The organism is Streptomyces sp. CA189 (genome assembly GCF_056428985.1).
On the sequence record NZ_JBWJVM010000066.1, the window covers coordinates 14,504 to 38,958 of the forward strand.

At 68.9% G+C, this 24,455-nt stretch carries 22 protein-coding genes; 3 read left to right on the top strand and 19 right to left on the bottom strand.

The annotated features are described in order from the left end of the window. The first annotated feature begins 236 nt into the window (after positions 1 to 236). Entirely contained in the window at positions 237 to 830 is a 594-nt protein-coding gene (locus AC061S_RS33830; protein ID WP_478689699.1) for a hypothetical protein, read from the top strand. Positions 831 to 1,183: 353 nt separating this feature from the next. Then, complete coding sequence (locus AC061S_RS33835; protein WP_478689700.1) at positions 1,184 to 2,056, top strand: MurR/RpiR family transcriptional regulator; 873 nt, start codon at positions 1,184 to 1,186, stop codon at positions 2,054 to 2,056. A gap of 831 nt (positions 2,057 to 2,887) precedes the next feature. Here the strand turns inward: AC061S_RS33835 and AC061S_RS33840 are convergent. Further along, positions 2,888 to 4,417, bottom strand: a complete 1,530-nt coding sequence (locus AC061S_RS33840; protein WP_478689701.1) for an MFS transporter — start codon at positions 4,415 to 4,417, stop codon at positions 2,888 to 2,890. A 160-nt stretch (positions 4,418 to 4,577) separates the two neighbouring features. On the opposite strand from AC061S_RS33840, the gene AC061S_RS33845 reads away from it, so the two are divergent. Continuing rightward, the gene (locus tag AC061S_RS33845; protein ID WP_478689702.1) at positions 4,578 to 5,189 is read left to right on the top strand and encodes a TetR/AcrR family transcriptional regulator; all 612 of its coding nucleotides are present in this window, start codon (positions 4,578 to 4,580) and stop codon (positions 5,187 to 5,189) included. A 120-nt stretch (positions 5,190 to 5,309) separates the two neighbouring features. Here AC061S_RS33845 and AC061S_RS33850 read toward each other — a convergent pair whose 3' ends face one another. From AC061S_RS33850 to AC061S_RS33935, 18 genes are all read right to left on the bottom strand, one after another. Further along, on the bottom strand, positions 5,310 to 6,527 hold the full coding sequence (locus AC061S_RS33850; protein ID WP_478689703.1) for an ABC transporter permease: 1,218 nt from the start codon (positions 6,525 to 6,527) through the stop codon (positions 5,310 to 5,312). After that, positions 6,524 to 7,237, bottom strand: a complete 714-nt coding sequence (locus AC061S_RS33855) for an ABC transporter ATP-binding protein (RefSeq protein ID WP_478689704.1) — start codon at positions 7,235 to 7,237, stop codon at positions 6,524 to 6,526. Before AC061S_RS33855 ends, AC061S_RS33850 begins: the two co-directional genes overlap by 4 nt. Next, positions 7,234 to 8,487: a peptidoglycan-binding protein gene (locus tag AC061S_RS33860; protein ID WP_478689705.1), complete on the bottom strand. Its 1,254-nt coding sequence runs from the start codon at positions 8,485 to 8,487 to the stop codon at positions 7,234 to 7,236. The genes AC061S_RS33855 and AC061S_RS33860 overlap by 4 nt, the downstream gene beginning before the upstream one ends. After that, positions 8,484 to 9,020, bottom strand: coding sequence for a hypothetical protein (locus AC061S_RS33865; RefSeq protein ID WP_478689706.1), 537 nt, complete (start codon positions 9,018 to 9,020; stop codon positions 8,484 to 8,486). Before AC061S_RS33865 ends, AC061S_RS33860 begins: the two co-directional genes overlap by 4 nt. A gap of 151 nt (positions 9,021 to 9,171) precedes the next feature. Then, positions 9,172 to 10,683 carry a sensor histidine kinase gene (locus tag AC061S_RS33870; RefSeq protein WP_478689707.1) on the bottom strand — a complete coding sequence of 504 codons (1,512 nt, stop codon included), beginning with the start codon at positions 10,681 to 10,683 and terminating at the stop codon, positions 9,172 to 9,174. Beyond that, positions 10,683 to 11,411: a response regulator transcription factor gene (locus AC061S_RS33875; RefSeq protein ID WP_478689708.1), complete on the bottom strand. Its 729-nt coding sequence runs from the start codon at positions 11,409 to 11,411 to the stop codon at positions 10,683 to 10,685. The genes AC061S_RS33870 and AC061S_RS33875 overlap by 1 nt, the downstream gene beginning before the upstream one ends. Positions 11,412 to 11,518: 107 nt before the next feature. Further along, positions 11,519 to 12,394, bottom strand: coding sequence for a serine hydrolase (locus AC061S_RS33880; RefSeq protein ID WP_478689709.1), 876 nt, complete (start codon positions 12,392 to 12,394; stop codon positions 11,519 to 11,521). Positions 12,395 to 12,597: 203 nt separating this feature from the next. Beyond that, a complete protein-coding gene (locus AC061S_RS33885; protein ID WP_478689710.1) occupies positions 12,598 to 13,266 on the bottom strand; it encodes a response regulator in 669 nt (222 codons plus the stop codon). Further along, the gene (locus tag AC061S_RS33890) at positions 13,263 to 14,603 is read right to left on the bottom strand and encodes a sensor histidine kinase (RefSeq protein WP_478689711.1); all 1,341 of its coding nucleotides are present in this window, start codon (positions 14,601 to 14,603) and stop codon (positions 13,263 to 13,265) included. The genes AC061S_RS33885 and AC061S_RS33890 overlap by 4 nt, the downstream gene beginning before the upstream one ends. 254 nt (positions 14,604 to 14,857) lie before the next feature. Next, entirely contained in the window at positions 14,858 to 15,697 is an 840-nt protein-coding gene (locus tag AC061S_RS33895) for an ABC transporter permease (RefSeq protein ID WP_478689712.1), read from the bottom strand. Then, positions 15,694 to 16,626, bottom strand: coding sequence for an ATP-binding cassette domain-containing protein (locus AC061S_RS33900; RefSeq protein WP_478689713.1), 933 nt, complete (start codon positions 16,624 to 16,626; stop codon positions 15,694 to 15,696). The genes AC061S_RS33895 and AC061S_RS33900 overlap by 4 nt, the downstream gene beginning before the upstream one ends. 189 nt (positions 16,627 to 16,815) lie before the next feature. After that, positions 16,816 to 17,847, bottom strand: a complete 1,032-nt coding sequence (locus AC061S_RS33905) for a hypothetical protein (protein WP_478689714.1) — start codon at positions 17,845 to 17,847, stop codon at positions 16,816 to 16,818. Further along, positions 17,844 to 18,782, bottom strand: a complete 939-nt coding sequence (locus AC061S_RS33910; protein WP_478689715.1) for an N-acetylneuraminate synthase family protein — start codon at positions 18,780 to 18,782, stop codon at positions 17,844 to 17,846. The genes AC061S_RS33905 and AC061S_RS33910 overlap by 4 nt, the downstream gene beginning before the upstream one ends. Beyond that, positions 18,779 to 20,044 (bottom strand): cytidylyltransferase domain-containing protein, encoded by a 1,266-nt coding sequence (locus AC061S_RS33915; protein WP_478689716.1) that lies wholly within the window; start codon positions 20,042 to 20,044, stop codon positions 18,779 to 18,781. Before AC061S_RS33915 ends, AC061S_RS33910 begins: the two co-directional genes overlap by 4 nt. Continuing rightward, positions 20,041 to 21,327: a DUF6716 putative glycosyltransferase gene (locus AC061S_RS33920; RefSeq protein ID WP_478689717.1), complete on the bottom strand. Its 1,287-nt coding sequence runs from the start codon at positions 21,325 to 21,327 to the stop codon at positions 20,041 to 20,043. The genes AC061S_RS33915 and AC061S_RS33920 overlap by 4 nt, the downstream gene beginning before the upstream one ends. A gap of 354 nt (positions 21,328 to 21,681) precedes the next feature. Continuing rightward, positions 21,682 to 22,023: an antibiotic biosynthesis monooxygenase family protein gene (locus AC061S_RS33925; protein WP_478689718.1), complete on the bottom strand. Its 342-nt coding sequence runs from the start codon at positions 22,021 to 22,023 to the stop codon at positions 21,682 to 21,684. Further along, entirely contained in the window at positions 22,020 to 23,669 is a 1,650-nt protein-coding gene (locus tag AC061S_RS33930) for an FAD-dependent oxidoreductase (protein ID WP_478689719.1), read from the bottom strand. The genes AC061S_RS33925 and AC061S_RS33930 overlap by 4 nt, the downstream gene beginning before the upstream one ends. Positions 23,670 to 23,798: 129 nt before the next feature. Further along, the gene (locus AC061S_RS33935) at positions 23,799 to 24,380 is read right to left on the bottom strand and encodes a hypothetical protein (protein ID WP_478689720.1); all 582 of its coding nucleotides are present in this window, start codon (positions 24,378 to 24,380) and stop codon (positions 23,799 to 23,801) included. Positions 24,381 to 24,455 lie beyond the last annotated feature (75 nt).

Sequence of the window (24,455 nt, forward strand, 5' to 3'; positions counted from 1 at the left end):
TGCCAGCCAGGACCCCCATGCCGGCGACCCCGCCAAGTGCGGCAACTCGGAATGCAACGGAGCCTATTACGCTGGGTTGTTCGAGCGGTACGGCGCCGCAGACGCCGAGTGGATCCCGATCGACCTCGACCACATCGGGAACGCAGACTCCGACGACGTCGTCCGGCAGGTCAACTCCATGACCGGCTTCTTCTTCGGCGGTGGCGACCAGTACCGCTACGTCACCACTCTGCTCCATGGCTCAGCCCACCGACTCCAAGGTGCTCGCAGCGATCCGCGCCAAACTGGCTCGCGGTGCGGTCGTCTCCGGCTCCAGTGCCGGTGCGCAGATCGCAGCCGGAGCGGACATGGTGACCGGCGGAGACTCCTACGAAGGACTGCGCGACGGCAGCAGCCCCGGCTACTTCGACGACCCCGCCCGGCTCGGATACCTGCCTGCGGGCGGCTTCGGCTTCCTGCGCTCCGGACTGATCGACACTCACACGGGGGCCTACGGACGTGAAGGCCGCGCCCTGCGCCTGGCCGCGGATACGGGGCACGGCCGTGTCTACGCCCTGGAAGAGAACACCGCACTCGTCGTGGAGGCCCCCGGCACGCCGTACGAGCGCATACGTGTCCTGGGTCCCCACGGTGTTGCCATCCTCGACTTGCGCCAAGCCCGAGTGAGCAGAGGCGAGTCCGGCTGGTCTCTCACCGGAGCCGGCTACAGCTACCTCACTGACGGCGACCGCTACGACCCGAACCGATGGCGGATCCTGCCCGCCGCGGGCAAGCGGCCCATCGTCCCCACCTCTGCTTCGCCGATCCCCGCCAACAAGGATGTCTTCTAATCCGCGGCCAACCCGGCGGGTGTTCCCTACTCATTCCTGAACACCGCACGCGCACTCGCGGCCTCCGACAGGCAGCGCACCGCGAAGGCGACCACCTTCGAGAGCGGGCCGCGGTTCTCCGTGACCCTCAGCAAGCAGCCCGGATTCACCGCGTGGACCAGTGACGGTTCCACGGCGCAAACGGTGACCGGGCTACGCATAGCCGTCGCACCGGAGCGACTCTGCCCTGACCACCCCGGGCGACCGAGGCCGGCTGGACACCGTGGTCCGGCCGGCCTCACTCACCGGTGATCGACAGTAGGCTCGACCGATCACCACGCACCGTCCCGAACCACCCGAAGGGAGACCCCGCGATGGCCTCCGGCACAATCGCCGACGAGATCCGCATCAAGCTGGGCGACGCCAGCCCCGCCGAACGCAAGGTCGCCCGTGTGCTCCTCGCCGGCTATCCCGCATCGGGCTTCGAGACCATCGCCGTCCTCGCGGAACGCGCCGCCGTCAGCGCCCCGACAGTCCTACGCTTCGTCAACCGGCTCGGATACCGAGGCTTCCCCGACTTCCAGGCCGCGCTGCGCGAAGAACTCGACGAGCGCAACGCCTCCCCCCTCTCCCTCTACGAAGCGACCGACTACGGCCGCGCCACGACGGGACAGGATCAGGACAGTGACCTCCTCCAACGCGGCAGCAACGTCTTCAGCGCGGCTGTCTCCCAGACACTGGCCGAACTACCCCCACACGACCTCACGCACGCGGTGCGTCTGCTGTTCGACGGCAAACGCCGCATCACCCTGACAGGAGGCCGCTTCACCAACCTCTTCGCCCAGTACCTCGGCCTGCACCTCATGCAACTACGCGACGACGTCAGATTCCTCCCCGACCGAGACGTCGAACGCACCGCCGTGTTCGCGGCCCTCCACCGGCGTGACGTCTTCGTCGTGTTCGACTACCGCCGCTACGAGGAGGACAAGGTCGCCATGGCCGAACTCGTCCAGGAACATGGAGGCAAGGTCGTCCTCTTCACCGACACCTGGCTCTCGCCGGCGGCCACCCACGCGGAGGTGGTCCTGCCCAGCCAGGTAGCTGCGCCGTCCCCCTACGACAGCCTGGTGCCCACCCTCGCCGTCATCGAGACGGTCGTCGCCGGTGTCATCACCGCCCTCGGCGAAGACGCCCACCAGCGCATGCGGCACGGTGAGGAGACCGCCCGCCGTATGGACCTGTACTGACCCTTCACGATTCGATCCCCGACTCGACCAGGGCGTCCTTGCCGAGTTTCGACCCACCGATCGCACCGCCTGAGTGGATCTCCCGCTTCGGTACAGGGCAGTGACGTGCACGGTCTGGAACAGCTCGTGCCCGCCCCCTACGACGTCCGCCTCATCGTCAGTGCCGCCGCCGTTCTCCGAGTACCGGCAAGCGAGGCACTGATCGGGTCGGTATTGGGTCTGACTTCAGGACGGGCGACGAACGCGCTGTCCCGTGCCCTCGCGGGAGCACTGCTGCACGATCACGAATCCGGCCGCTACGGCTTCCGGCACGCCCTGGCCGGCACGCCGCCTATGACTCGGTGCCACCACTGGAACGCCGGCGCCTTCACCACCGAGCCGCCGCCGTCCAGGAGCAGCTGCCCGGGCCTCTGCCGTACGTCCAACTCGCCCACCACTGCCAGCAGGACGGACGTCCACGGCCTGGGCGCGAGTCCTTGCGATAGACGCGGCGGCGGGGAGCATGTGAGCGCGCGCGGCCCAGGGGCGCTCTCACCCACGCGTTAATGACGGGCAGGGCTTGTGGCGTGACCGAAACAATCGCCTCGCCACCCAGGTCCGACGATTTGGAACAGCCTGCCGAGCGCCCCGGTCCTGCGGCATCGGCGACCGCGGCACCGCCGCCCGCTGCGCTGTCTCCCCGTGCGCCGATGCTCCTGCTCCAGGCGGGCTACTGGGCTCGGGCTGACGCTACGCGCCGCTGTTCAAGGCCGAATGGCCGCAGCAGGTCGGGCCGGAAGCACGCAGGACCCGTGGCGCAGGCAGGCGGGCGCGTCCGTTTCGTCGCGGGCGTCAGCGCGGTGCCTTGGTGGCTTCCGGGAGTTGGGCGGGGATGACCGGCGGTGCGCTTCCCGCAGGTTGCTGGTTGTCCTTCGGTTGCAGGTGGTTGATGAACACGAACGCGATGGCGGAGGCGAGGGCCAGGATGCCGGCGGCCCAGTAGATCGCCACCGAGTAGCCGTGGACCATCGCTTGGAGCTGAAGGAGCCTCGCTCCGTCGGGGGTGGCGGCCGTGGACATGTGTGAGGCGGCGTACGTGGCGGTGGCGCTGGTGGCGAGGGTGTTGAGCAGGGCCGTGCCGATGGCGCCGCCGATCTGCTGTGAGGTGTTGACCATGGCCGAGGCGACACCCGCGTCCGCGGCCCGCACGCCGAGGGTGGCCAGGTTCATCGCGGGCATGAAGGCGGTGCCCAGTCCCAGGCCCATGATGAACATGCCCGGCATGACGACGGCGGCGTACGGGCTGTCGGTCGTGATCTGGGCCAGGATGACGAGCCCGCCGGCGGCGACGAGGAAGCCGCCTCCCATCGAGTAGCGGGGCGCTACACGTGTGGCCAGGCGGGTGGCGACCTGCGTCGAGCCGATCATCATGCCGACCACCATGGGCAGGAACGCCAGGCCGGTGATCACCGGGCTGTATCCGCGGACGACCTGAAGGTAGAAGGTGAGGAACAGGAACAGGCCGAACATTCCGATGACCGCGGTGCCCAGCGACAGGTACGCCCCGCCGCGGTTGCGGTCGAGGACGACGCGCAGGGGGAGGAGCGGGGCCTGGACCCGCTTCTCGACGACGACGAACGCGGTCAGCAGCGCCGCGGCCGCGGCGAACACGGCGATCGTGGAACCCGAGGTCCAGCCGGCGGTCTCGGCGCGAGTGAAGCCGTACACCAGGGCCACCAGGCCGGTGGAGGCGAGAACGACACCGGGGATGTCGAGGCGGCCGGTTCGTTGCCGGTCACCCTCGGGCTCCCGGATGACCAGGAAGGCGCCGGCCGCCGCCGCGATCGCGAAGAAGATGTTAACGAGCAGGGTCCAGCGCCAGTTGAGGTACTCGGTCAGTACACCGCCGAGGATCAGCCCGAGGGCGGCGCCGCCGCCCGCGATGGCCCCGTAGATGCCGAACGCCTTGGCGCGCTCCTTCGATTCGGTGAACATGACCGTGATCAGCGACAGGGCCGCCGGGGCCAGCAGGGCTCCGAAGGCGCCCTGGAGGGCTCGCGCGCCGAGCAGCATCCCGGTGGTGGTGGCGGCTCCGCCCAGTGCGGAGGCCAGGGCGAATCCGATCACGCCGATGGTGAAGGCCCGCTTGCGGCCCCACAGGTCGGCGATACGGCCGCCGAACAACAGCAGGCCGCCGAAGGCCAGTGCGTACGCGGTGACGACCCATTGCCGGTTTCCGTCAGAGAAGCCGAGGTCGACCTGTGCCGAGGGCAGCGCAATGTTCACGATCGTGCCGTCGAGCACCACCATCAGCTGGGCAAGGCAGATGAACAGCAATGCCTTCCATCGCCTGGGATCGGTATCGGGCATGGACAGGGGCATGGCGGGATCACCTCGCGGTCACGGAGAACGAAGCAGGGGGAGCGGGGTGCCCAAGGCCAGGGGCTGCCGGCTCTCACATTAAAGAAACGGGTGCGTTTCACTATGATGCTAACCCAGGGCAGCCGATTATCGAAACGGCACCGTGTCGACAAGGAGATCCGTGACAGAGAGCGCACCGCCAGGAGCCGACAAGCCGGGCCGCAAGTCCCGCCTGAGCCCCGACAGGGAGCAGGAGCTCTACACCTGCGTGCTGGACCAGCTCCGGGAGGCGGGCTACGAGACCCTGTCCATGGAAGCCATCGCCGCCGCCACCCGCTCCAGCAAGGCCACGCTCTACCGCCGGTGGAAATCCAAGCCTCAGCTCGTGGCCACAGCGATCCGCCACACCCGGCGCGTCCAGCTATCCGCCATCGACACCGGCAGCCTTCGGGGAGATCTCCACGAGCTCGCGGACCGGATGGGGGTGGTGTCGGGCGAGGACACGGAACTCATGCAGGCCATGATGCACGCCGCGCGACGCAACGAGGAGCTGGCCACGGCCCTGCGCGAGGTCATGGCGGGTCCGGAGGTGGCCGCCCTGCGCATGGTGATGGAGCGCGCTGTCGCCCGCGGGGAACTCGGCGCCGCCGGTCCGGCGGCCGAGTTCCTGCCGCACCTGGTCATCGGCGCGGTCCTCGCCCGCTTCCCGCTCGAAGGCTGCGACGCGGACGCCGAGTACCTGCACCGCTATGTCGATGCTGTGATCCTCCCCGCGTTGTCGCCCCAAGGCTGACATCTCTGCGTTTCCAGCCCGCAGTGACGTACCACTCAAGGTGAGCCCATCGCTCCGGCCCGCTCTGCCATGGACACGTACGGGCAGAACGGGCCGGTGCCGACTGGTGTTTCAGGACGGTCACGCCGCGGCGAGTGCTTCGGTCGGGGGCAGTCGGGCGGCTCGGACGGCTGGGTAGAAGCCGGCGAGTCCGCCGATGAGGAGGGTGGCGCAGACTCCGCCGGCCATGGCCCAGGCAGGCACCACGGTGGGCCAGCCCTGGTAGGTGGCATAGCCGGCGGTGACGCCGATGCCGAGGAGCACGCCGCCGGCCCCGCCGAGGGCGGACAGCAACAGGGACTCGCACAGGAACTGGGTGCGGATCTGGCCGCGGGTGGCGCCCAGAGAGCGGCGCAGGCCGATCTCAGCGCGGCGCTCCAGTACGGAGATGACCATGGTGTTGGCCACGCCGACTCCGCCGACGAGCAAGGCTACGGCGCCGAGTCCCAGGAGCAGCCCGCTGAGGGTGTCGTCGGTGGCTTCCTTGGCGGCGAGCGCGTCGGAGGGCCGGGAGACCTCGACGGAGCTGGGGTCTTCGGGGTTCGCGGTCGCTCCGAGGACGGCTTGCACGTCGGCGACGGCCCTCCCCTGCGCGCGGGTGTAGAGGGTGGTCGGGTAGCCGTCGAAGTCGAGCTCCCCCTCGGCGGCTTCCCAGCCTACGAACGCTCCGGAGTCCAGCTCGGCGGCGAGTTCGTTGGGTTCCAGGATTCCCACGACGGTGAACCACTGTCCGCCCAGCCACACCTGGGTGTCGGGGTCGGCTTGGGAGACGGCCAGCTGTTCGGCGGCCTTGGGTCCCAGGACGACAGCCGGGTACTTGCCGTTGGCGTCGTTGAGCCACTGTCCGGTCGTGACGTGTGAGCCCACGGTGGCGGGGAGGTCGGTGCGGGCCGCGTAGACGCCGATGCCGCCGGTCTCCTGCTTGGGTATGCGGTCGTTGCGGTAGACCTTGGCGTCCGTCTTGCCAATGGCCGACACGGATTCGACGGCACCGACCCTGGCGACCATGTCGACGGCTTCGGCGGGCAGGTGCGCGTCGCCTCCGCCGAAGGACTGGCCTGGGGAGACGGTGAGCAGGTTGGTGCCCAGTGCGTCCAGTTTTCGGTTCAGCTCTTCGCTGGAGGAGGTGGAGATCCCGACGACGCCGATCATCGCGGCGATGCCGATGGCGATGCCGAGCGCGGAGAGGAACACCCGCATGGGGCGCGAGCGCAGGCCGGATCCGCCGACGCGCAGGACGTCGGAGGGGCTGAGGCGGGCGGCTTTCGGGCGGGGCCTGGGCGGTGCTGCGGTGCTCATGTCCCCGCCCTCTCGTATGCCCTGTCCGGTAGGGCAGAGTCGTGTTCGATGCGGCCGTCCTTGATGCGCACTTCGCGGGGAAGGGAGGCGGCGATGTCACGGTCGTGGGTGATGATCACGACGGTGGTGCCGGAGTCGTGCAGTTCGTGGAGGAGTTCCATGACGACCGCACCGGAGGTGGAGTCGAGTGCGCCGGTCGGCTCGTCGGCGAGCAGGAGGGGTGGATCGCCGAGGACGGCACGTGCGATGGCGACGCGCTGCTTTTCCCCGCCGGACAGCTGGTGCGGTTCGTTGTGGAGGCGGTGGCCCAAGCCCACCCGGCGCAGGGTCTGCTCGGCGAGCCTGCGCCGCTCGCCCCGGGGCTTGCCGCTGTACAGGAGTCCGTCGGCGACGCTGTCCAGTGCGGGGACACCGGGGGCGAGGTGGAACTGCTGGAACACGAACCCGATGGTGGCGGCGCGCAGTGCGGACAGTTCGCGGTCGCTGAGGTCGGTGATGTCGTGGCCGTCGATGGCCACGGTTCCGGTGGTCGGCAGGCTGAGTGTTCCGATGATGTTGAGCATCGTGGACTTGCCCGAGCCGGAAGGGCCGACGACGGCCAGGAGTTCACCCCGCTGTACGACCAGGTCGGCCCCGGCGAGGGCGGCGACCTCCCCGTACGTTTTGGTGACGCCCCTCAGCTCGATGACCGGCGGGGTGGTGGTGCTCACTTGGGAACCCCTACGACCAGGCCCGCGGTGACTCCCTGGCCGGATACCTCGACCAGTCCACCTGCGAACATGCCCAACTCCACTGGCAGGTATTCGATGCCTGTGGTGCCGACAGTCTCCAGTGCGTAGCCGCCCTCGCGCAGTGCGACGAGGGCGTTGATCGGAACCGCGAGGACGTCCTTGCGGGTCTCCGCCTCGAAGGTGACGTCCACCGGCGCGGCCTGATAGCGGCCGAGCTTCGTCTGGTCCTTGATCTCCAGCTTCACCGGGAGCGTGGCGTCGGCGGAACTGGTGCTGGCTGTCCCGGCGCCGCCTGTACTGCCGGCGGCGGGAGCAGCGGTGGCCGCCGTGCCGATGTCCTTGACCGTGGCGTCGACCTTTGTGCCGTCGGGGAGCTTGATCGTGGTCTTGGTACCGTCGTCCACCAGGTCCTCGAACTTCACTTCGAGGTCGACGGTGACGATGCGCTCCGTGCCGGACCAGGTGAGGATGTCCCCGGTGGGCGAGCCGCCGCTGGTGGCCTTGACGTCGGCCACGCGCCGTTCCCCGCTTGCCACGACCGCGTCACCGGGTGCGACGATGCCGCTCCCGTCACGGCCGAGGTCCTCTTGCCACGCCTTGACGGCGGTGGCGGTGGCGTCGGTGTACTCGTCGTCCACGGTGAACCCCGTATAGCCGAGGGCGGAGAGGTTCTCCTCCAACAGCTTCACGTCCTTGCCCTCGCTGCCCGACTGGATCGTGCGGTACAGCGGCGTCGAGCCGTACAGCAGCGGCACCTTCCGTTCGTCGATGCTGTAGACGGCTGCGCCGCGTTTGATCGTTTCGCCCTCCGCCGGCAGCCAGGTGAGCACCCCCGAACCACTGCCGGCCGTGCTCTGGCCGCCTTGCGCGGCACTGGAGGACGTGGAGCCACTCGAGGAAGAGCTTGCCGCGGGTGGGGCCTGGACCGCGGTGGCGTCGCCGTAGCCGAGGTTTCCGTTCACGGTCTCGGTACGGGTCAGCGAGGTGGTCTCGACCTTGGCCGTCTTGGGCGGACCGGCCGGTGCCGCGGAGGTGCTCGTCTCGCTGTCACCGCCCAGGGCTCCGGTCGCGGCGGCCACGCCGGTCGCGGCGACGACCGCCACGCCGATGGCGATCAGCGAGGTACGCAGCGGGCGCTTCCTGCGGCGACCGGCATTCTGTGTCTGGCCACCGCTCGTGTCTTCGGCAGCCGCGGCCGCCATGTTCTCGGTGCTTTGGTGCAGGGTCACTGCTGGCCCCCCATCATGCCGCCGAGGAACTCGCGGCACTCACCCATGGCGTCCTGGAAATTGGGATCACTCATGTTCATCGACTCCCGGTCGAGGCCCTCGGGGCCGGGGTCGTCCATGTCGACACCGTTCTCGCGCATGCAGGCGGCGAACTTCTTCATGTTCTCCAACTGCGCGGCATCCGGCGCGCCCTGGCTGCCGCCGCGGTCCTTCATCGCCTGCGGTGCCTTGTCGCGGCACGCCTCCATCGCCTTGCGCAGGGCGTCGCTGTTCGCACCGCCGCCCATGACAGACTGAAGATTCAGCTTCCCGGTCTCCGGGTCGGGGTCCTCCATGTCGACTCCGTTCTCGCGCATGCAGCCCACGAACGCCTGCGACTGCTCGGCCTCGCTCTTCGCCGAGCCGCCTCCACCCGAAGTGCCTCCCTCACCGCTGACGGAGGCCACCTTCGACGTGCCGCTGTCGGAGCTGCCACACCCTGCCAACAGGCCGACCGCCACGAGCCCGGCGGCCGGTAGCGCCAGCGCCCGCACCCTGAGTGCTCCTCGCATCCTCACCACTCCCTTGAATCCGAATGCCGCAGACCACCACGTGGTCTGCGGTCCGTACAAAGGGCGATGCTGGCAGCACAAACTCAGCGGATCCTGGGCCCAACCTCGAAGCCACCTGGGAATCCCGAACGATTCACAGCAGCGGGAGCCCCACGCGGAATGTCGCACCCGTTCCGGGGCGCTGAGCGGCTAGATCGAGACGGCCGCCATGGGCTGCGACGATGGCGGCGGCAATGGACAGACCCAGGCCCGCGCCGCCCCCGGAGCGCGCTGGATCGGCGCGGTAGAGACGCTCGAACACGTACGGAGCATCACCGGGCGGGACGCCCGGACCCGTGTCGGCGACCTCGATGACCGCGGCCGGCCGGTCGGAGGGCAGCAGCGCGCCCGCGGCTGCTACGGCGGGGCCGAGAGCGTCGGGCCGCCGCGGTCCGAGGCGGATCGCGATCACTGCGCTGGGTGGCGTGTGGCGGTCCGCGTTGGCCAGCAGGTTGCCGAGCACCTGGCGCAGCTGCAGTGGATCACCGATGACGACCATCGGTTCGATCAGGCCCCCCGACTCGTCCAGGTCCACGATCCGCACGACCCGGCTGCTGGAGCGGGCGTGCAGAGCGCGTGCCACGTCCACCGTGAGTTCCAGAAGGTCGACCGGTAGCTCCTGCGGGACGCGCTGCTCGTCCAGCCGGGCAAGCATCAGCAGGTCCTCCACAAGCACTCCCATCCGGGCGGCTTCGGCCTCGATGCGCCGCATCGCGTCCACAGGGTCGCCACCGCGCCGGTAGAGCTCGGCGAAGCCACGGATCGACGTCAGCGGGGTACGCAGTTCGTGGGAGGCATCGGCGAGGAACCGGCGCAGTTTCAGCTCGGACGCCGTACGGGCGCCGATCTCGTGCTCCACACGGCCGAGCATCGCGTTCATCGCCCCGCCCAGCCGGCCCGGCTCGGTATGCGGATCCGTGTCGGCCACGCGCTGCGACAGGTCCCCTGCCGCGATGAACCCGGCGGTGGCCTCCATTCGGGTCAGGGGGCGCAGTCCCACACGGACCAGGAACGTGGCCCCGACGCCCAGCAGGGCGAGCGCGCCCGCCACGACGGCCGCGTCGATCAGCAGCAGCCGGTCCGTGGTCTCCTCCACCTGGGCCAGCGAGACGGCCGTGACGATGAACCCGCCGTCCTCAAGGCCGGTGGTCGGCTCCACCACCTTGACTACGACCCGCCAGTCGGAACCGCCTCCCTTGCCCGGGACCGTGAACGGGGCACCCGAATACCCGGCCAGTTCAGCGGCCGCCGGCAGGGCAGGGCCGGGTTCACGCGCCTCCTCGGGGTACACGGCGCGCACGCCGCTCTGCCCATACACGTAGATCCGTGAATCGTCGCCGAAGACCCCGGACAGGAACGAGTCACCCGGAGCCCTCGCGGACTGCTCCTCCGCCGGGCGATCGCCGAGGCTGCGCACCAGCCGCTGCTGCTGTCCCCCCATTCCGGGTATCGCCAGCTGCCGGTCGACACGGTCGATGAGATAGGAGCGCAGCAGGATCACCCCCGCCGTGTTGGCGCCGATGAGGGCTAGAGCCGTCAGGGCGGCGCTGACCACGACGAGACGCGAGCGCAGCGTCCAGTGGCGCCACCGCCGAAGCCGGGGCATCACTGTTCCCCGTGCGGCAGCCGCAGCGTGTACCCGACACCGCGGACGGTGTGGATGAGCCGGGGACCGGTGGTGTCGAGCTTCTTGCGCAGGTAGTAGACGTAGGACTCAACTATCCGGCTGTCCCCGCCGAAGTCGTACGACCACACCCGGTCCAGAATCTGGGCCTTGCCGATGACCCGGCCCGGGTGCTCCAGCAGGAAGCGCAGCAGGTTGAACTCGGTCGGCGACAGCTCGATGCGCCTGCCGCCCCTGCGTACCTCGTGCCGGTCCTCATCCAGCTCCAGGTCTGCGTAACGCAGCACCGGATCCGGAACAGCCTGGGGGTGCGCCTTCGTGGCTGCCCCGGTCCGGCGCAGAATCGCACGGATCCGCAGGACCACCTCCTCCAGGCTGAACGGCTTCGTCACATAGTCGTCACCACCGGCCGTCAGCCCGCGGATACGGTCGTCCATCGAGTCCCGGGCCGTGAGGAACAGCACCGGAACTTCCTGCCCGGCCGCACGCAACCGGGCCGCCACTTCGAATCCGTCGAGATCGGGAAGCATCACGTCCAGCACGATGAGACCCGGCCGCGTATCCTCGGCGGCCGTCAGGGCTTCGAAGCCGGTCGCCGCCGAGACGACTTCGAAGCCGACCAGACGCAACGTCTGGGAGAGGAGATCACGGATGTTCGGCTCATCGTCGACGACGAGGACGGTGGTCGGGGCCGGTGCGGAATCAGTCATGGCTTCATCCGTATCGCACCAACCTCAAAGCCAGCTGAGAACAACCTTCACGTCGCGCCAGAACGATCCGCACATACCAGCCGACCAGCTGACCAGGGCGGTGATGGTCAAGAGGCTCTTCCGGCTGTACTGATGACTGAGACGGCGGCCTGGGTGGCATCCTCGACGAGAGCTATGCCGTCGGCCTGGGTGAGGTTTCCGTCGGAGAGGACCGCGATCAGGCAGTCGCGGCCGTCGATGTCCACGCGCCCGATGCTGTTGATGTCCCACAGTCCGGTCGCGGTGCGCGGGAGCCAGCCGTTCTTGAGCGCCGCACCGGAATCGGCGACGGACACACCCCAGTCCTGACCTGCCGCGACACCCTCCATCAGATCCTCGATGAAGTCCCTGTCGGTTGGGGAAAGGAGTGATGCGGTGCCGAATATCGCGTCGAGCAGGATCAATTGGTCTTCGGCTGTTGTCTGGGTGAGGCCCCAGTTGCCGTTTCCGCCGGCGGAGGTGACGGTCAGGCCGAGGCGTTCGTTGGCGGCGTCCAGCCCCGGTGCCCCGCCGATGGCGTCCCACAGTACGTTGGTCGCGGTGTTGTCGCTGCTGCGGATCATGCTCGTCGCCTGGGTACGCTCGCGTGAGCTCAACGCCCGCCCCGCATCCTGGGCCTGGAGCAGCAGCGCGGCCAGGATATCGACCTTCACGATGCTCGCCGTGTCGTACCGGCCACTCTCGAACACGGCGCGGTCACCCGATTCCAGATCCATCACCGCCACCGATAGTTGCACGTCGCCGCCCGGGGCTACCCGCGCAAGTTCACCCGCCAGCAGCTCGTCGAGATCAGCTTCGGGTGCCGGGGCGGCCTCGGTTTCGGGGCTGAGGCTGGGCTCCGAAGAGGACACCGCCGCGACGGCAACAGTACCCACTGACTCCTGACGCAAGTTCGCCGCACCGGCCACGACACCACCGAGCAGAGCAGCGGTGCCCGTCACCATGACAAGGAGACGAAGGGGGCGGCGACGAGGGCGCGGGCGGCGACGAGTTCCGGATCCAAGCATGCCGCGACGCTACGAATCACAGCTGTGCGCAGCCTGGGACCACGGTCAGAGCGCCCTGAGAGTCGCCTCCAAGTTGCATCCAAGCGAGTCGGCGCGCCGCCGAAGACCGACGCGCCGGGTCTGCGGCGGACTCAGGTGTGTCAGGGAGTGGTGTGTGCCAGGCCCGTGTCGTAGGCGATGATCACTGCCTGTACCCGGTCCCGGGCTTCCAGCTTCGCCAGAACGCGGCCCACGTGTTTCTTCACCGTCGATTCGGACAGGCTCAGACCTTCGGCGATCTCGGTGTTCGTCCACCCCTGGCCGATCGCGATCAGGACCTCCCGTTCACGCTCGCTGAGCAGACGCAGCCGGGGATCGCTGCCGCTGGGACGCTGCCCCGGCGGGCGCAGGTCACGCGCGTGGGCGTCGAGCAGGCGACGGGTCAGTCTGGGGGACACCACGGCGTCCCCGGCCGAGATGGACCGAATGGCGGCTAGGAGCTCATCGGGCATGGCGTCTTTGAGGAGGAAGCCGCTGGCGCCCGCGCGCAGGGCAGCGTAGGCGTACTCGTCGAGGTCGAACGTGGTGAGGATGAGAACGCGGGACCGGCCGCCGGCCGCGACGATGCGCCGGGTGGCCTCGATGCCGTCCATTCCGGGCATCCGCACGTCCATGAGCACCACGTCGGGGCGGAGCGAGGCGGTGAGGCGGACAGCCTCGGCGCCATGGGTCGCTTCCCCGACCACCTCGATGTCGTCTCTGGTTTCCATGAGCATCACGAAACCCAGCCGCTGGAGCGGCTGATCATCCGCGATCAACACAGTCGTCAAGGTGCTCTCCTGCCGCCGTGCCCTGGCCCTGGCCCTGGACCGGGCTTGGGCTGCGGTCCGTGGACTTCCCCTTCATGGGCGGCGTAGGGCTCCACATCGAAGGCTGCGTCCACGCTCCAGCCGCCTCCTGCCCGGGGACCTGCGGTGAGGGTACCGCCGTACATCGCGGCCCGTTCCCGCATGCCGATGATCCCATGGCCGGCCTGACGGTGGTCCGGGGCTGTTGGGCGCGGCTCCGCCGACTCGGACGGCACTCCTGAATCGGTGATCGTCACCCTGACTCGGCCGTCGTGGAACTCGACGGAGATGCGTACGGACGAGCGGTAGCCGGAATGCTTGAGCGTGTTGGTCAGAGCTTCCTGGACGATGCGGTACACGGTCAGCTGAACGCCGCCGCTCAGCTCGGCGAGACTGCCGCTGGTCCGGTAGGTGACGTGGGTACCCGCCGCCCGAACGCGCTCGATCAGGGCCTCCATGTCAGCCAGTACCGGCTGAGGGGTGAGCTCCGCTTCCTCGGACTCGTCCCTCAGGACTCCGAGGACGCGCCGCAGCTCCTTGAGCGCCTGGCGTCCCGTGCCGGAGATGATGCGCAGTGCCTCGGCGCTGCGCTCGGGGCGGCTGGCGGCGAGAGACGCCGCGCCATCGGCGAGGCCGACGATGACGGCGAGATTATGACCGACGATGTCGTGCATCTCGCGGGCCACACGGGAGCGTTCGGCCGCAACTGTCAGACGTGCTTGCTGCTCCTGCTCGGTGTGCAGCCGGGCGGCGCGGTCCTCCAGCGCCCCAAGGTAGGCGCGTCTGATCCGGAAAACGAGGCCCAGCGCCAAGGCGGCGGTCGCCGTCCCGACCAGGAAGAAAACAGCGAGCCAGGGCTGGCCGGTGCCGGACCGGAAGGCGGCCACTCCCAGTCCCGCAGCGGTCACGGCCGCCGCCCAGGGAAGCACCTTCATGGCCCCGTACAGAGCGAGGCTGTACAGGACCAGGAGCAGGCTGATGCCGCTGGGCAGCCAGATGGAGCTGATCCACTGCGTCAGACAGGTGACCGCGACCACGCTGAAGGCGACCGTCGGCATCCGGCGCCGCCACCAAAGCGGCAGGGCGAGGCCTGCGTGCAGCAGCAGCAGGACGGCAGCCGGCGGTTCACTCACCCGGTGCGCCGACATGGGGGGTCCGGTCTGTCCCCCGAGAAGGGCCGGAAGGCCCAGCAGGACCACGAAGACCACAACACCGGTGTCGAGTATCCACGGCCGCCGGTGATCGACGCGCTGGAGCCGTTGCTGCCATCCGAGCAGCCGGTCCAGGAAGGGGTGCCCGCCCGTTCTCTCCGAGTTCACGGAGAGAACCGGGCGGGCGCCGGGGCCCGCGCCTCTGCCGGGCCGCGGTGGAAACCTGTTCTCGTCAGCCATCGTGCGAACCCGAGCGTCTCTGATTGAGTAGGGCCTGCCGCTCGAAGCGTTATCCGGATCGAGGGTGCCCGCAGTGGCCTGAAGACCGGACTTACGCACACACTGTCACCTCATTGCTACGGATGGCTAACCTGCCTGGTCGGGTGTCCGATAAGCACGCCACCCCTAAAGGGGTGGCGTGCTCATACGTCCGTACGTACGAGGCGCAGGGCGGCGGCGCCCAGTACCAGGGCGACCCATCCGGCGAGTACGGCCAGGCCCGCCCCCGGGCTGAGGGCGTCCGATGCCTGGTGAAGACTCATCATCGCGCCGCCGGCGTTGCTCGGCAGGTAGGGGCCCACGGTGTCGGCCCAGGAATCGGGCAGCAGTGACGTCAGGCCGGGAATGACCATCAAAGACGCCACGAGTACCGCGATGCCTCCGGCCACCGAGCGCAGCAGTGCTCCCAGGGCAACGCCGAGGACTCCCGCCATGGCGAGGTACAGGGCCGCGCCCGCCAGACTGCGCAGTACACCGTCGTCGGACAGGGACAGTGCCGCGGACGTGCCACTCACTTGGGTGCTGCCCACCAGGAAGGCGGCCAGCACGGCCACGGTGCAGGCCGCCAGGGCGACGGCTGCGAAGGTGAGGGCCTTCGACCAGAGGACCGGCAGGCGTCGTGGTACGGCGGTCAGCGTGGACCGGATCATGCCGGTGCTGTACTCGCCCGCGGCCACCAGGACCCCGAGGACGCCGATCGCCAGCTGGGCAAGCGAGGTGCCGGTCAGGGCCAGACCGACGGCGTCGGTAGCGGGGGTGGGGCCGACGGGGCGTTGCGCTGCGGTACCCGAGGGGTCGAACGAGACTGAGGCGATGAATCCGAAGGCCACGAGAATGAGCGCGGCCACACCCAGGGTGATCCAGCTGGAGCGCAGCGACCAGAATTTCGCCCACTCCGAACGGAGCACCCGGAGTGCGGTCACCCGGTACTGAGGCCGGACGGAGCCGGGAACCTCCCGGATCTTGGTGGAAACGCTGCTCATGCCGCCTTCTTGGAATCGTCGTGACTGGCGCTGGTGTATTCGACGGCGTCACGGGTCAGGTCCATGAACGCCTCTTCCAGAGAGACTTCACGTGGTGTGAGTTCGAAGATCGGCACGCCGTACTCGGCGGCCACCGTTCCGATCTGGCGGGCCTCCAGCCCACTCACATGCAGTTCCTCCGTGCCTGGCGAACCAGTGATCTCCACACCCGGCCCAGCCAGCAGTTCCCGCAGACGGGCAGGCTCGGCAGTAACCACCTTCACTCCACTGCCGTCGGCTTCACGCACGAAGTCCGCCACCGTGGTGTCGGCCAGCAGCCGCCCCCGCCCGATGATCACCAGGTACTCCGCGGTGAGCGCCATCTCACTCATGAGATGGGAGGACACCAGGACGGTGCGCCCCTCGGCCGCCAGGCCGGTCAGCAGATTGCGCACCCACAGGACACCCTCGGGGTCGAGACCGTTGACCGGTTCGTCCAGCATCACGACGGCGGGATCACCCAGCAGCGCCGCAGCGATGCCCAGCCGCTGGCCCATGCCCAGCGAGAAGGCCCCGGCGCGCTTGCGGGCCACACTCGTCAGACCGACCAGTTCGATGACCTCGGCCACCCGGGCCCGTGAGATTCCGTGGGTGTAGGCCAGCGCCTTCAGATGGCCCTCGGCCGTCCGGCCCGGGTGGATCGACTTGGCCTCCAGGAGCGAGCCGATCTCCTGAAGGGGCGCGGCATGCTCCGCGTACCGTTTTCCGTTGACCGTGGCCGTTCCCGCGGTGGGCGCATCCAAGCCGACGATCATCCGCATCGTGGTGGACTTGCCGGCGCCGTTCGGGCCGAGGAAGCCGGTGACAGCGCCGGGTTTCACGGCGAAGTCCAGACGGTCGACGGCGGTCTTGACCCCGTAGCGTTTCGTCAGCTCGCGTACCTCGATCACCCGTGCACCTTCCACTCGGCGGCCGGGCCATCCCCGAGCGCATGCCTTCCACGCTAGAAGGCGGAAACGGCTCGGGGATGGCACCGTGGGTGACCGTTCGACGGCCGGGTGGTACCTGAGTACACCTCCGCCCGATGCCGCGAGCTGGTCGGACTCAGTGGGGCCTGGGCCGGTCCACCCGGGAACCGGTCAGCGGTGCACGATCCGCAGGCGGTGCCGGTTGCGGGCTGTGGTGATCACCTCCTCCAGGAAGGCCCGGACGCGGTCGGGGGCGTCCCGTTTCAGCCAGTCGACGGCCCCGTCGTGGACCACCACGTCGACGCCTGTGCCCGCCAGGACTGCGGGCAGGGTGTGCACCACCGTTGACGCGAAGCTGACCACCGTCCGCCCCACGGGGCCCGTACGCAGCGCCAGTTCCAGCGGCAGCTCCGGCAGGACGATCTCGGCGCCAGTCGCCCGGGAGATCCGCTCCAGCTTGCCGGGATCCTCGCGGCGGTGGGCCAGATAGCGGCTGCAGCCCAGCTCCCTGGCCAGCGCGACGACCTCGGTCACGTACCGGCCCGGGTCCACAAGTCCCGTCTCCGTCAACGACGTACCGACCAGGTCGACGCCGGGCAGGACGTCGGGCGGCCCGAATCGGCCGCGGGTCCAGGAGTACGCGTTCACGGTGACCACTCCTCCTGGCGGCAGGAGCAGATCCTTCGCAAGGGAGGTGTAGACCTCCAGACGCCGGCCGCGGCCCGGGGTGAGCAGGCGCGTGGTGCGATAGGCGGCGGCCGGCGGCGGCCCCGTGCGGTGCCAGCGCACCAGGGGTCGGCCGGCGAGTAGCTGAGTGGCGAGTTCCAGCGTGGCCGTGCCGTCATCCACCAGGACGACATCCCTCGCCGACCTGGCCAGCGGCAGCAGCTGCTGGATCAGGCCGGAGAACGGATCGCCGAGCACCAACCGGTCCGCCCCGGCCAGCTGCGGGGCCAGTACGGCCCCGCAGTAGGCCAGAGCGGCTGGACTGCGGCGAATGTCGTGCACGCTCACGCGAATGCCCTCGGCAGTGGCGAAGGGAGTCACCGCGGCTAGCTGGCGGCGCGTGGTGGCATCGCGGGGCAGCAGCACCGCGGCCCGCACCCGCCCGGGATCAGCCGTGCCACGCCGCTCCCCCGTCACCCACTCAAGGAGGTTCAGCAACTGGGCGGGACTCTCGATCAGCGCGAGCGTGCCGCTCACGACGCCGCTGCCGGCACGCGCTCGGCTGCCTCGCGCTCGGCGACCACACCGGGGAAGCGGCGGAGCTTCCTCATCGGGCCGAGCTCGCCCTCATACACCTGCTTGACTCCGTCGCCGAGCGCCTCCTCGATGATGCGGATGTCGCGCACCAGGCGCTCCAAGCCCTGAGGCTCGACCGAAGCGGCCTGATCGGAGCCCCAGTGGGCGCGGTCGAGGGTGATGTGCCGCTCCACGAAGACGGCACCAAGGGCGACCGCGGCCAGGGTGGTCTGCAGCCCGATCTCGTGTCCGGAGTAGCCGATCGGGACGTTCGGGAACTCCTCCCGAAGGGTGTTGACCATGCGCAGGTTGAGCTCCGAGTTCTTCGCCGGGTACGTCGACGTGGCATGGCAGAGCACGATGTTGCCACTGCCGAGCACCTCCACCGCGTGCCGGATCTGCTGAGGGGTGGACATGCCGGTGGAGAGGATGACCGTCTTGCCGGTGTCGCGCAGGGCGCGCAGCAACTCGTCATCGGTCAGGGACGCGGAGGCCACCTTGTGGACCGTGACGTTCTCGAACTTCTCCAGGAACGCGACGGCCTCCGTGTCCCACGGGGAGGCGAACCAGTCGACTCCCCGATCGGCGCAGTGCTCGTCGATAGCCCGGTACTCGTCCTCACCGAACTCCACGCGGTGGCGGTAGTCGATGTAGGACAAACGGCCCCAGGGGGTGTCGCGCTCGATGTCCCACTGATCGCGCGGGGTACAGATCTCCGGGGTGCGCTTCTGGAACTTCACGGCATCACAGCCCGCCTCGGCGGCGGCGTCGATCAGGGCGAAGACGTTCTCCAGATCACCGTTGTGGTTGATGCCGATCTCACCGGTGACGTAGACCGGGTGGCCGGGGCCTACCAGGCGGTCGCCGATCCGGCGGGCGCGTATAGGGAAGGTCATGACTTGTACAGTTCCTTTCCGAGTAGCCAGGCGGCTATCTCCCGGACAGCTCCGTGTCCGCCGTTACTGGTCGTGGTAGTCCTGGCGGCGGCACGGGCTTCTGGTTGGGCGTCGGCGACCGCGACGGGCCAGCCGACGAGGGTGAAACACGGGAGGTCGTTCACGTCGTTTCCGGCGTAGAGCACCCGCTGGGGGTCGACTCCCTGCTCCTCGCACCACTGCTTGAGTGCGAAGTCTTTGCGGTCGATGCCCTGAAGCACAGGCACCTCCAGCTTCCGGGCGCGGGCGGCGACGACCGGGTTCTTCTCGGTGGACAGGACCAGCACCTTCAGGCCCGCCCGGCGCAGTGCCGCGATGGCGAGCCCATCGCCGCGGTGCACCGCGACCGTCTCAAGGCCCGAGGCGTCGATCCACACTCGGTCATCGGTCAAGGTGCCGTCGAAGTCGAGGACGACAGCGTCCACGTCAGCGCGCATGGGTATGGACGCGGGTGCCGGCGGGGTGGGCACCGCGGTGTCATTCGTTCCGTCGAGCGCGCTGTCGTACCGGTCGAGGAGCGGTGCCAGGGTGTGCGCCCGTTCCAGATCCGCGGGCTCGTCGATCTCCAATATGCGCGCGGGATCGGTACTCACGAGTGCGGTACGCCCGAAGAAGCGGTGGCCAGCCCTGCGGAAGCCGGCGGCGCGCATCGCGTACGCGGCGCCTGTCTCCACGAACTCCTGCGGCCGGTCCTGGCGGCGCTGCCGATACGTCTTGTCGTGATTGACGCCCTGCGCACCGACCTCACCCGCCTCGGCCGGCCCATCACTCTCCCGCCAGATGAAGCCGTGGAAGGGCGCGGCGGTGTGTGCGCTGTCAGCGCCATCATCGAGTACGCGGGCGACCACACCCGACACCTCTGATGTAAGGAGGAACGGGCTGGTGCACTGGACCATCACCAAGACGTCCACTGTGACGTCGCGCTCCGCCTCGAACCTGTTCAGCGCGTGCATGAGCGCGGCCTCACTGTTCGACGTGTCGCCCGCGATGATCTCGGGACGCGTGATGACATCCGCGCCGGCTGCGGCTGCCGCGGCTGCGATGGACGCATCGTCCGTGGAGACGACCACGTCCGTCACCCGCTGGGAGGCCAGACAGGCACGCACCGCACGCGCGACAAGGGGTACGCCGCCGACCAGCGCCACATTCTTGCCGGGTACCCCCTTCGAGCCGCCCCGGGCTGGAATGACGACCAGGACACGGGGTATATGACGGGTGCTCACAGCTGGCCTCCGATGCGCCGCAGAGCGGGGGCGACTCGCTGATACCCGAACTGGTACGCACGCTTGGCAAGCGGCCTCAGCATCTTTCGCAGGTGGCGCGGAACGATGCCGCGCGCGCCGGGCCCACCTCCGAGCGGCACGGGTAGCGGCCTGCCCCGCTCGTCCAGACCGTGCCTGGCCAACAGCTCGGGCAGGTAGCAGGAAGCGCGCTCAGGCGTGTAATACGGTGTGATCGGGGGCAACGGGCCGGCAGCGCGCAGCGCGGCGATCCGGGCACGCGCGGCGGCGTACGGATCGTCCTTGCCGATTCCCTGATGCGCCGTCCAGTCCGGGTCAGCCCGAGGAACATGCCCGTCGTCAATCTCTGACCAGGAGGTCAGGCAGCCTGAGTTGGTGAAGTAGTGGTTGCCGTTCGCCTCCCGCACCCCGAAGTCCGTGAGGATCGCTGTGGGTATCCCGCGGTGCAAGGACTCCAGGGCGGCCGTCGAGGAGACGGTGACCAGGAGGTCTGTGCGGTCGAGGACTTCTCCCATGTTTCCGTATACCAGCTGAAGATTCGGCGGGGCCGGATGCTCCAGCTGTCCGATCAGCGTCTGATAGGGGTGCGCCTCTATGTGCGTGGTGTGTTCGCCGGGTAGGCTCCGCAGTTTCATCAGCACCATCCGCTCCGGATGGCGGCGCGCGTGCTCGGCCGCCCGTTCGAGCATTCGAAGTCGGGCCCGCTTACCTCTCGGTACCGAAGGCTGCACGGCAAAGCACACCGTGAACGGCCTGGTGACACCTGCCATCGTGGGGTCGTACGGATTCCCGTCCATGAAAGGAAGTGCCGCTTCCACCACAGACGTCTGGTCGGCGCCGACACCCCGCAATACCTCGCGGAACCGTTCGGCGTCATAAGCACTGTTGGCCAGTACGAGATCGGCGCCGGCTCGGGTGAGCAGACCGTCGACGAGCTTCTCGTAGACCACTCCCACATATCCCGTAACCGTGATCGGACGATGGTCAAGAGCCGCCCAGTTCTGCCCCAGACTGTGGAGGAGCGACACCGTGGTGCCGCCCGCGGTCGCAAGCACCAGCAGATCCGCGCACGCCAGCTGTTCGTCGACGCCGAGTTGGGCAGCGTCAACGTCCCGTCGGCTGTCAGGCACAATGCCGATCTCCGCGAGCTGACGCTCGGTGGGCGTTGCCCGGGTCCGCAAGAAGCACGCATCAAGTACATGGTCCGGGCCGATCCGGCGGGCGACCGATGCACCCCACTTCCAACGGGTGTCTGAGTCGGCCACTACGACGACCCGATGACGTCTTTCTCTGATCACGTATGAAGGCCCTTACATGAATGGCCGATCACCCCCTGTGGTAGAGGACAAGGGGACGACGCGTTCGGTGGGACAAGGTTGAACCGAACGTACAGACGCAACGTGAGACACACCTGGGGCCAGCATGGGAGTGGCCTGGGAGGTAAGTCAGTCCCTCCCTGAAAGGGGCCGAAATCACCGGTTGCTCAGGGAACAGCCACCTCGGCGGAGGCCCGCGGACGAAACTGGGCCGCTCCGCCGGGCCTCGTTGCACCGGACTCACACGCGAAGTCCACGGACGTCTCGGCCAACCCATTGCCGCAGTCGGCGCCGAGGAGAAGTTCAGCGATGCCGCGTATCGCCCTCATGAGGCGGGGCCTTGATCAGCTCGAAGGCAAGTTCGTACGTGTTGGCGTCGGCGGAGTCCGCGATTCCCGCCAGCCGGGCCAGCGCCTTGGGGAAGCTCGGTAGGCTGTGAGCCGTATCGAAGTCGCCTTTGCTCGCCCATACCGTGACGTTCGCAACGCGGGACCCGTCCAGGCTCCGGTAGAGGAACGCGTTGTGGACCCCGGGGTGGCCCTCAGATGCCACGTCGTCGGTGATGGTCTGGCCCATCACCTCGACGAGCTCGTGCTGCTTCTCGGGAGTGACGGTGAAGAGGTTGATCGCTACGAACGAGGTCACGTGTGCTCCTGCGGGGTACGGCCGAGCAGGCCGGTGAGTGCGGTGCGGAATCCGGTCAGGGGGTCGTTCTCGGCGGAGGGGCTTGTCCAGGCGATGAAGCCGTCCGGCCGCAGCAGACTGGCCCCGGTGGGGGTGAGGCCGAAGGCCTGGGCCCAGACGTCGTCGGGATCTTCGAGGTCCAGGCCGGGGCCGATCCGGTGCAGGGTCACGGGTAGTGCCAGGTCGGTGGCGATCGCCACGGCGGCATCGGCCCAAGCGGCCCGGGGCGCGGCCAGCAGTGTGAAGCCGTAGCCGGTCAGGTCGATGGTGGACACCGTCCGGCCGGCCTGGTCCAGGATGATGTGGGGGGCTCGTGTGCCGGGCCGCCCGGAGGGCCACAAGGGATTCTCGACCGGGGCGGGGTCGGGGAGGCTGGGGACCAGAGGCTCCACGATGTCGGCCGGCCTGCCGGACACCGCCGCGGAGCGGTAGCAGTACCCCAGGACGACCTCGGGGAACTCGATCTCCGGGCCCGGGGGCAGAGGAGCGCCGGGCGACACGTCTTGAAGCATGGAGCGGAAGGCGTAGCCGACGACGAGATCGGCCGCCGGGCGCCGTTCGGCGTCGTAGGTGTCCAGGAGGGCGTCCGCGGCCTGGCCGTGGTGGACTGCCGCGAGTTTCCAGGCCAGGTTGTGGACGTCCTGCACGCCGGTGTTTGCGCCCAGCCCGCCCCACGGTCCGTTGACATGGGCCGCGTCGCCGGCGAGGAAGACTCTGCCCGAGCGGTATCGGTCGGCTACCCGTGCGGCGATCTCCCAGGGCAGCACCCCGACGATCTCGGCGTCCAAGTCGGCCCGCCCCACGCCGGTACGGATGATCTCCAGGCACCGTGCCGGGGTGAAGTCCTCGACCCGCTCGCCGCTCTCCGGGTCAAAGGGCGCGCTGAGCTGCCACATGCCCTTGTCCGCGTCCCGGCGGACCAGGTGTCCTCCCACGCTGTCCAGGAAAGCGGCGAACACCTTGCGTCCTGGCGTGAGCGCGCTCAGGTCCGCCCGGAAGTAGAGGGCCATCCGGTGGGCGAGGTGGCCCGGGCCGTGGCTGGTGATCACCCGCTGCTGCCGTACGGGACTGTCAGCTCCATCCGCGGCGATCATGAAGGAAGCGCGGATGCTCGACTCCTCACCGGTCGTCCGGTCGCGCAGCCGGGCCACGACACCGTCGAGCCGGTCCTCGAAGGCGACCAGTTCGGTATGGAAACGCAGCTGGGCGCCCAGGCGTTCGGCGTGGCGGCGCACGATCGGCTCCACCCGGTCCTGGTCGGCCACGCACGTGGACGTCGGGCTCAGGTGCTGCGGCACCGCCCCGCTCGCGGTGTTGATCCAGACGAGATCCGGGTCGGTCAGGGTCTGTCCCTTGCCCAGCTCACCGCTCTCCTCTTCCCGTTCCGCGATGGCCAGCAGGTCACGTTCCAGGGCGGGTTCGACACTCCGGTACAGCTCCATCGTGCGGACGTTGATACCGCGGAACCGGGGGTAGGTCGATGTGCCCTCGTGGCGCTCGACCAGGACGCACGGGACGCCAGTTCGGGCAAGGAACAGGGCGCAGGACAGTCCGACGATGCCACCGCCGACGATCAGTACGGGCGAATCACTGCTTCCTGAACGCATGACAAGAAAACTACCGGCCGCGACGGACTCGGCACGGGAGGTGAACAGCGGTGTGCGAGTCGTGAATGACCTGCCCGGAATCAATCCTCCGCGAGGCCCGGACGGGCTTGGATCCGACTGAGGGGCCATCTACCGCGGGGTGGGTGCACGGTGCAGCCAGCCGGCGCTGTCCGGTAGGGATCCCGAAGTCCACGAGACGAAACCGAATGGCCTGAGCGCCTCAGCTCGGTAGGACGCGGGGGCGCAGGCGTACGCGGGCAGACGTGCGTGGTCCGCGGCCCGCAGGACCGGCATGAGGACAGCGTCCGCAGCGGTGAGGTCAGCTGTGGCAGCCGCGCCGAAGGCGGCAAGCAGCCAGTGCTCCTCGCGCGGCTGCATCGGGCCGTCGTGACGTCTGGAGGACACCGTGGCGAGAGCGCCGAACCCGTGAAGTCTCAGCAGGGCTGCGTACTGCGCCTCGTCGATGGCAGCGTTGGGCGGAATCCACACCGCTGCCGCTTCCAGTACCCCGGAATTCGTTTCGGCGATCCACACCTCTCCGGCCTCCAGTCCGAAGTGAGCCAATGCCAGCCGGAGCTCAGGCTGATGCTCTCGGGTGATCACGGCTTGCTCGGGAGGCAGGGAGTCGTCCGTCAACAGGCGGACGATGGCATTGACGTCTTTCAGGGATGCGCGGCGGGCTCTGGCCCGGTGCGCCGCAGCGAGGGTCATGACCCGTGCCCTTCCTGTCTTCGGCGTGTGCGGCCTGCCGCACCCGCGGGAACCAAAGAGTTGAACGACGCCCCT

Excerpts from the sequence above, each read along its gene's own strand:
- AC061S_RS33830 (WP_478689699.1), top strand. The coding sequence starts at position 237 with ATGGCTCAGCCCACCGACTCCAAGGTGCTCGCAGCGATCCGCGCCAAA.
- AC061S_RS33835 (WP_478689700.1), top strand. The coding sequence starts at position 1,184 with ATGGCCTCCGGCACAATCGCCGACGAGATCCGCATCAAGCTGGGCGAC.
- AC061S_RS33840 (WP_478689701.1), bottom strand. The coding sequence starts at position 4,417 with ATGCCCCTGTCCATGCCCGATACCGATCCCAGGCGATGGAAGGCATTG.
- AC061S_RS33850 (WP_478689703.1), bottom strand. The coding sequence starts at position 6,527 with ATGAGCACCGCAGCACCGCCCAGGCCCCGCCCGAAAGCCGCCCGCCTC.
- AC061S_RS33870 (WP_478689707.1), bottom strand. The coding sequence starts at position 10,683 with ATGCCCCGGCTTCGGCGGTGGCGCCACTGGACGCTGCGCTCGCGTCTC.
- AC061S_RS33875 (WP_478689708.1), bottom strand. The coding sequence starts at position 11,411 with ATGACTGATTCCGCACCGGCCCCGACCACCGTCCTCGTCGTCGACGAT.
- AC061S_RS33880 (WP_478689709.1), bottom strand. The coding sequence starts at position 12,394 with ATGGTGACGGGCACCGCTGCTCTGCTCGGTGGTGTCGTGGCCGGTGCG.
- AC061S_RS33895 (WP_478689712.1), bottom strand. The coding sequence starts at position 15,697 with ATGAGCAGCGTTTCCACCAAGATCCGGGAGGTTCCCGGCTCCGTCCGG.
- AC061S_RS33910 (WP_478689715.1), bottom strand. The coding sequence starts at position 18,782 with ATGACCTTCCCTATACGCGCCCGCCGGATCGGCGACCGCCTGGTAGGC.
- AC061S_RS33930 (WP_478689719.1), bottom strand. The coding sequence starts at position 23,669 with ATGCGTTCAGGAAGCAGTGATTCGCCCGTACTGATCGTCGGCGGTGGC.
- AC061S_RS33935 (WP_478689720.1), bottom strand. The coding sequence starts at position 24,380 with ATGACCCTCGCTGCGGCGCACCGGGCCAGAGCCCGCCGCGCATCCCTG.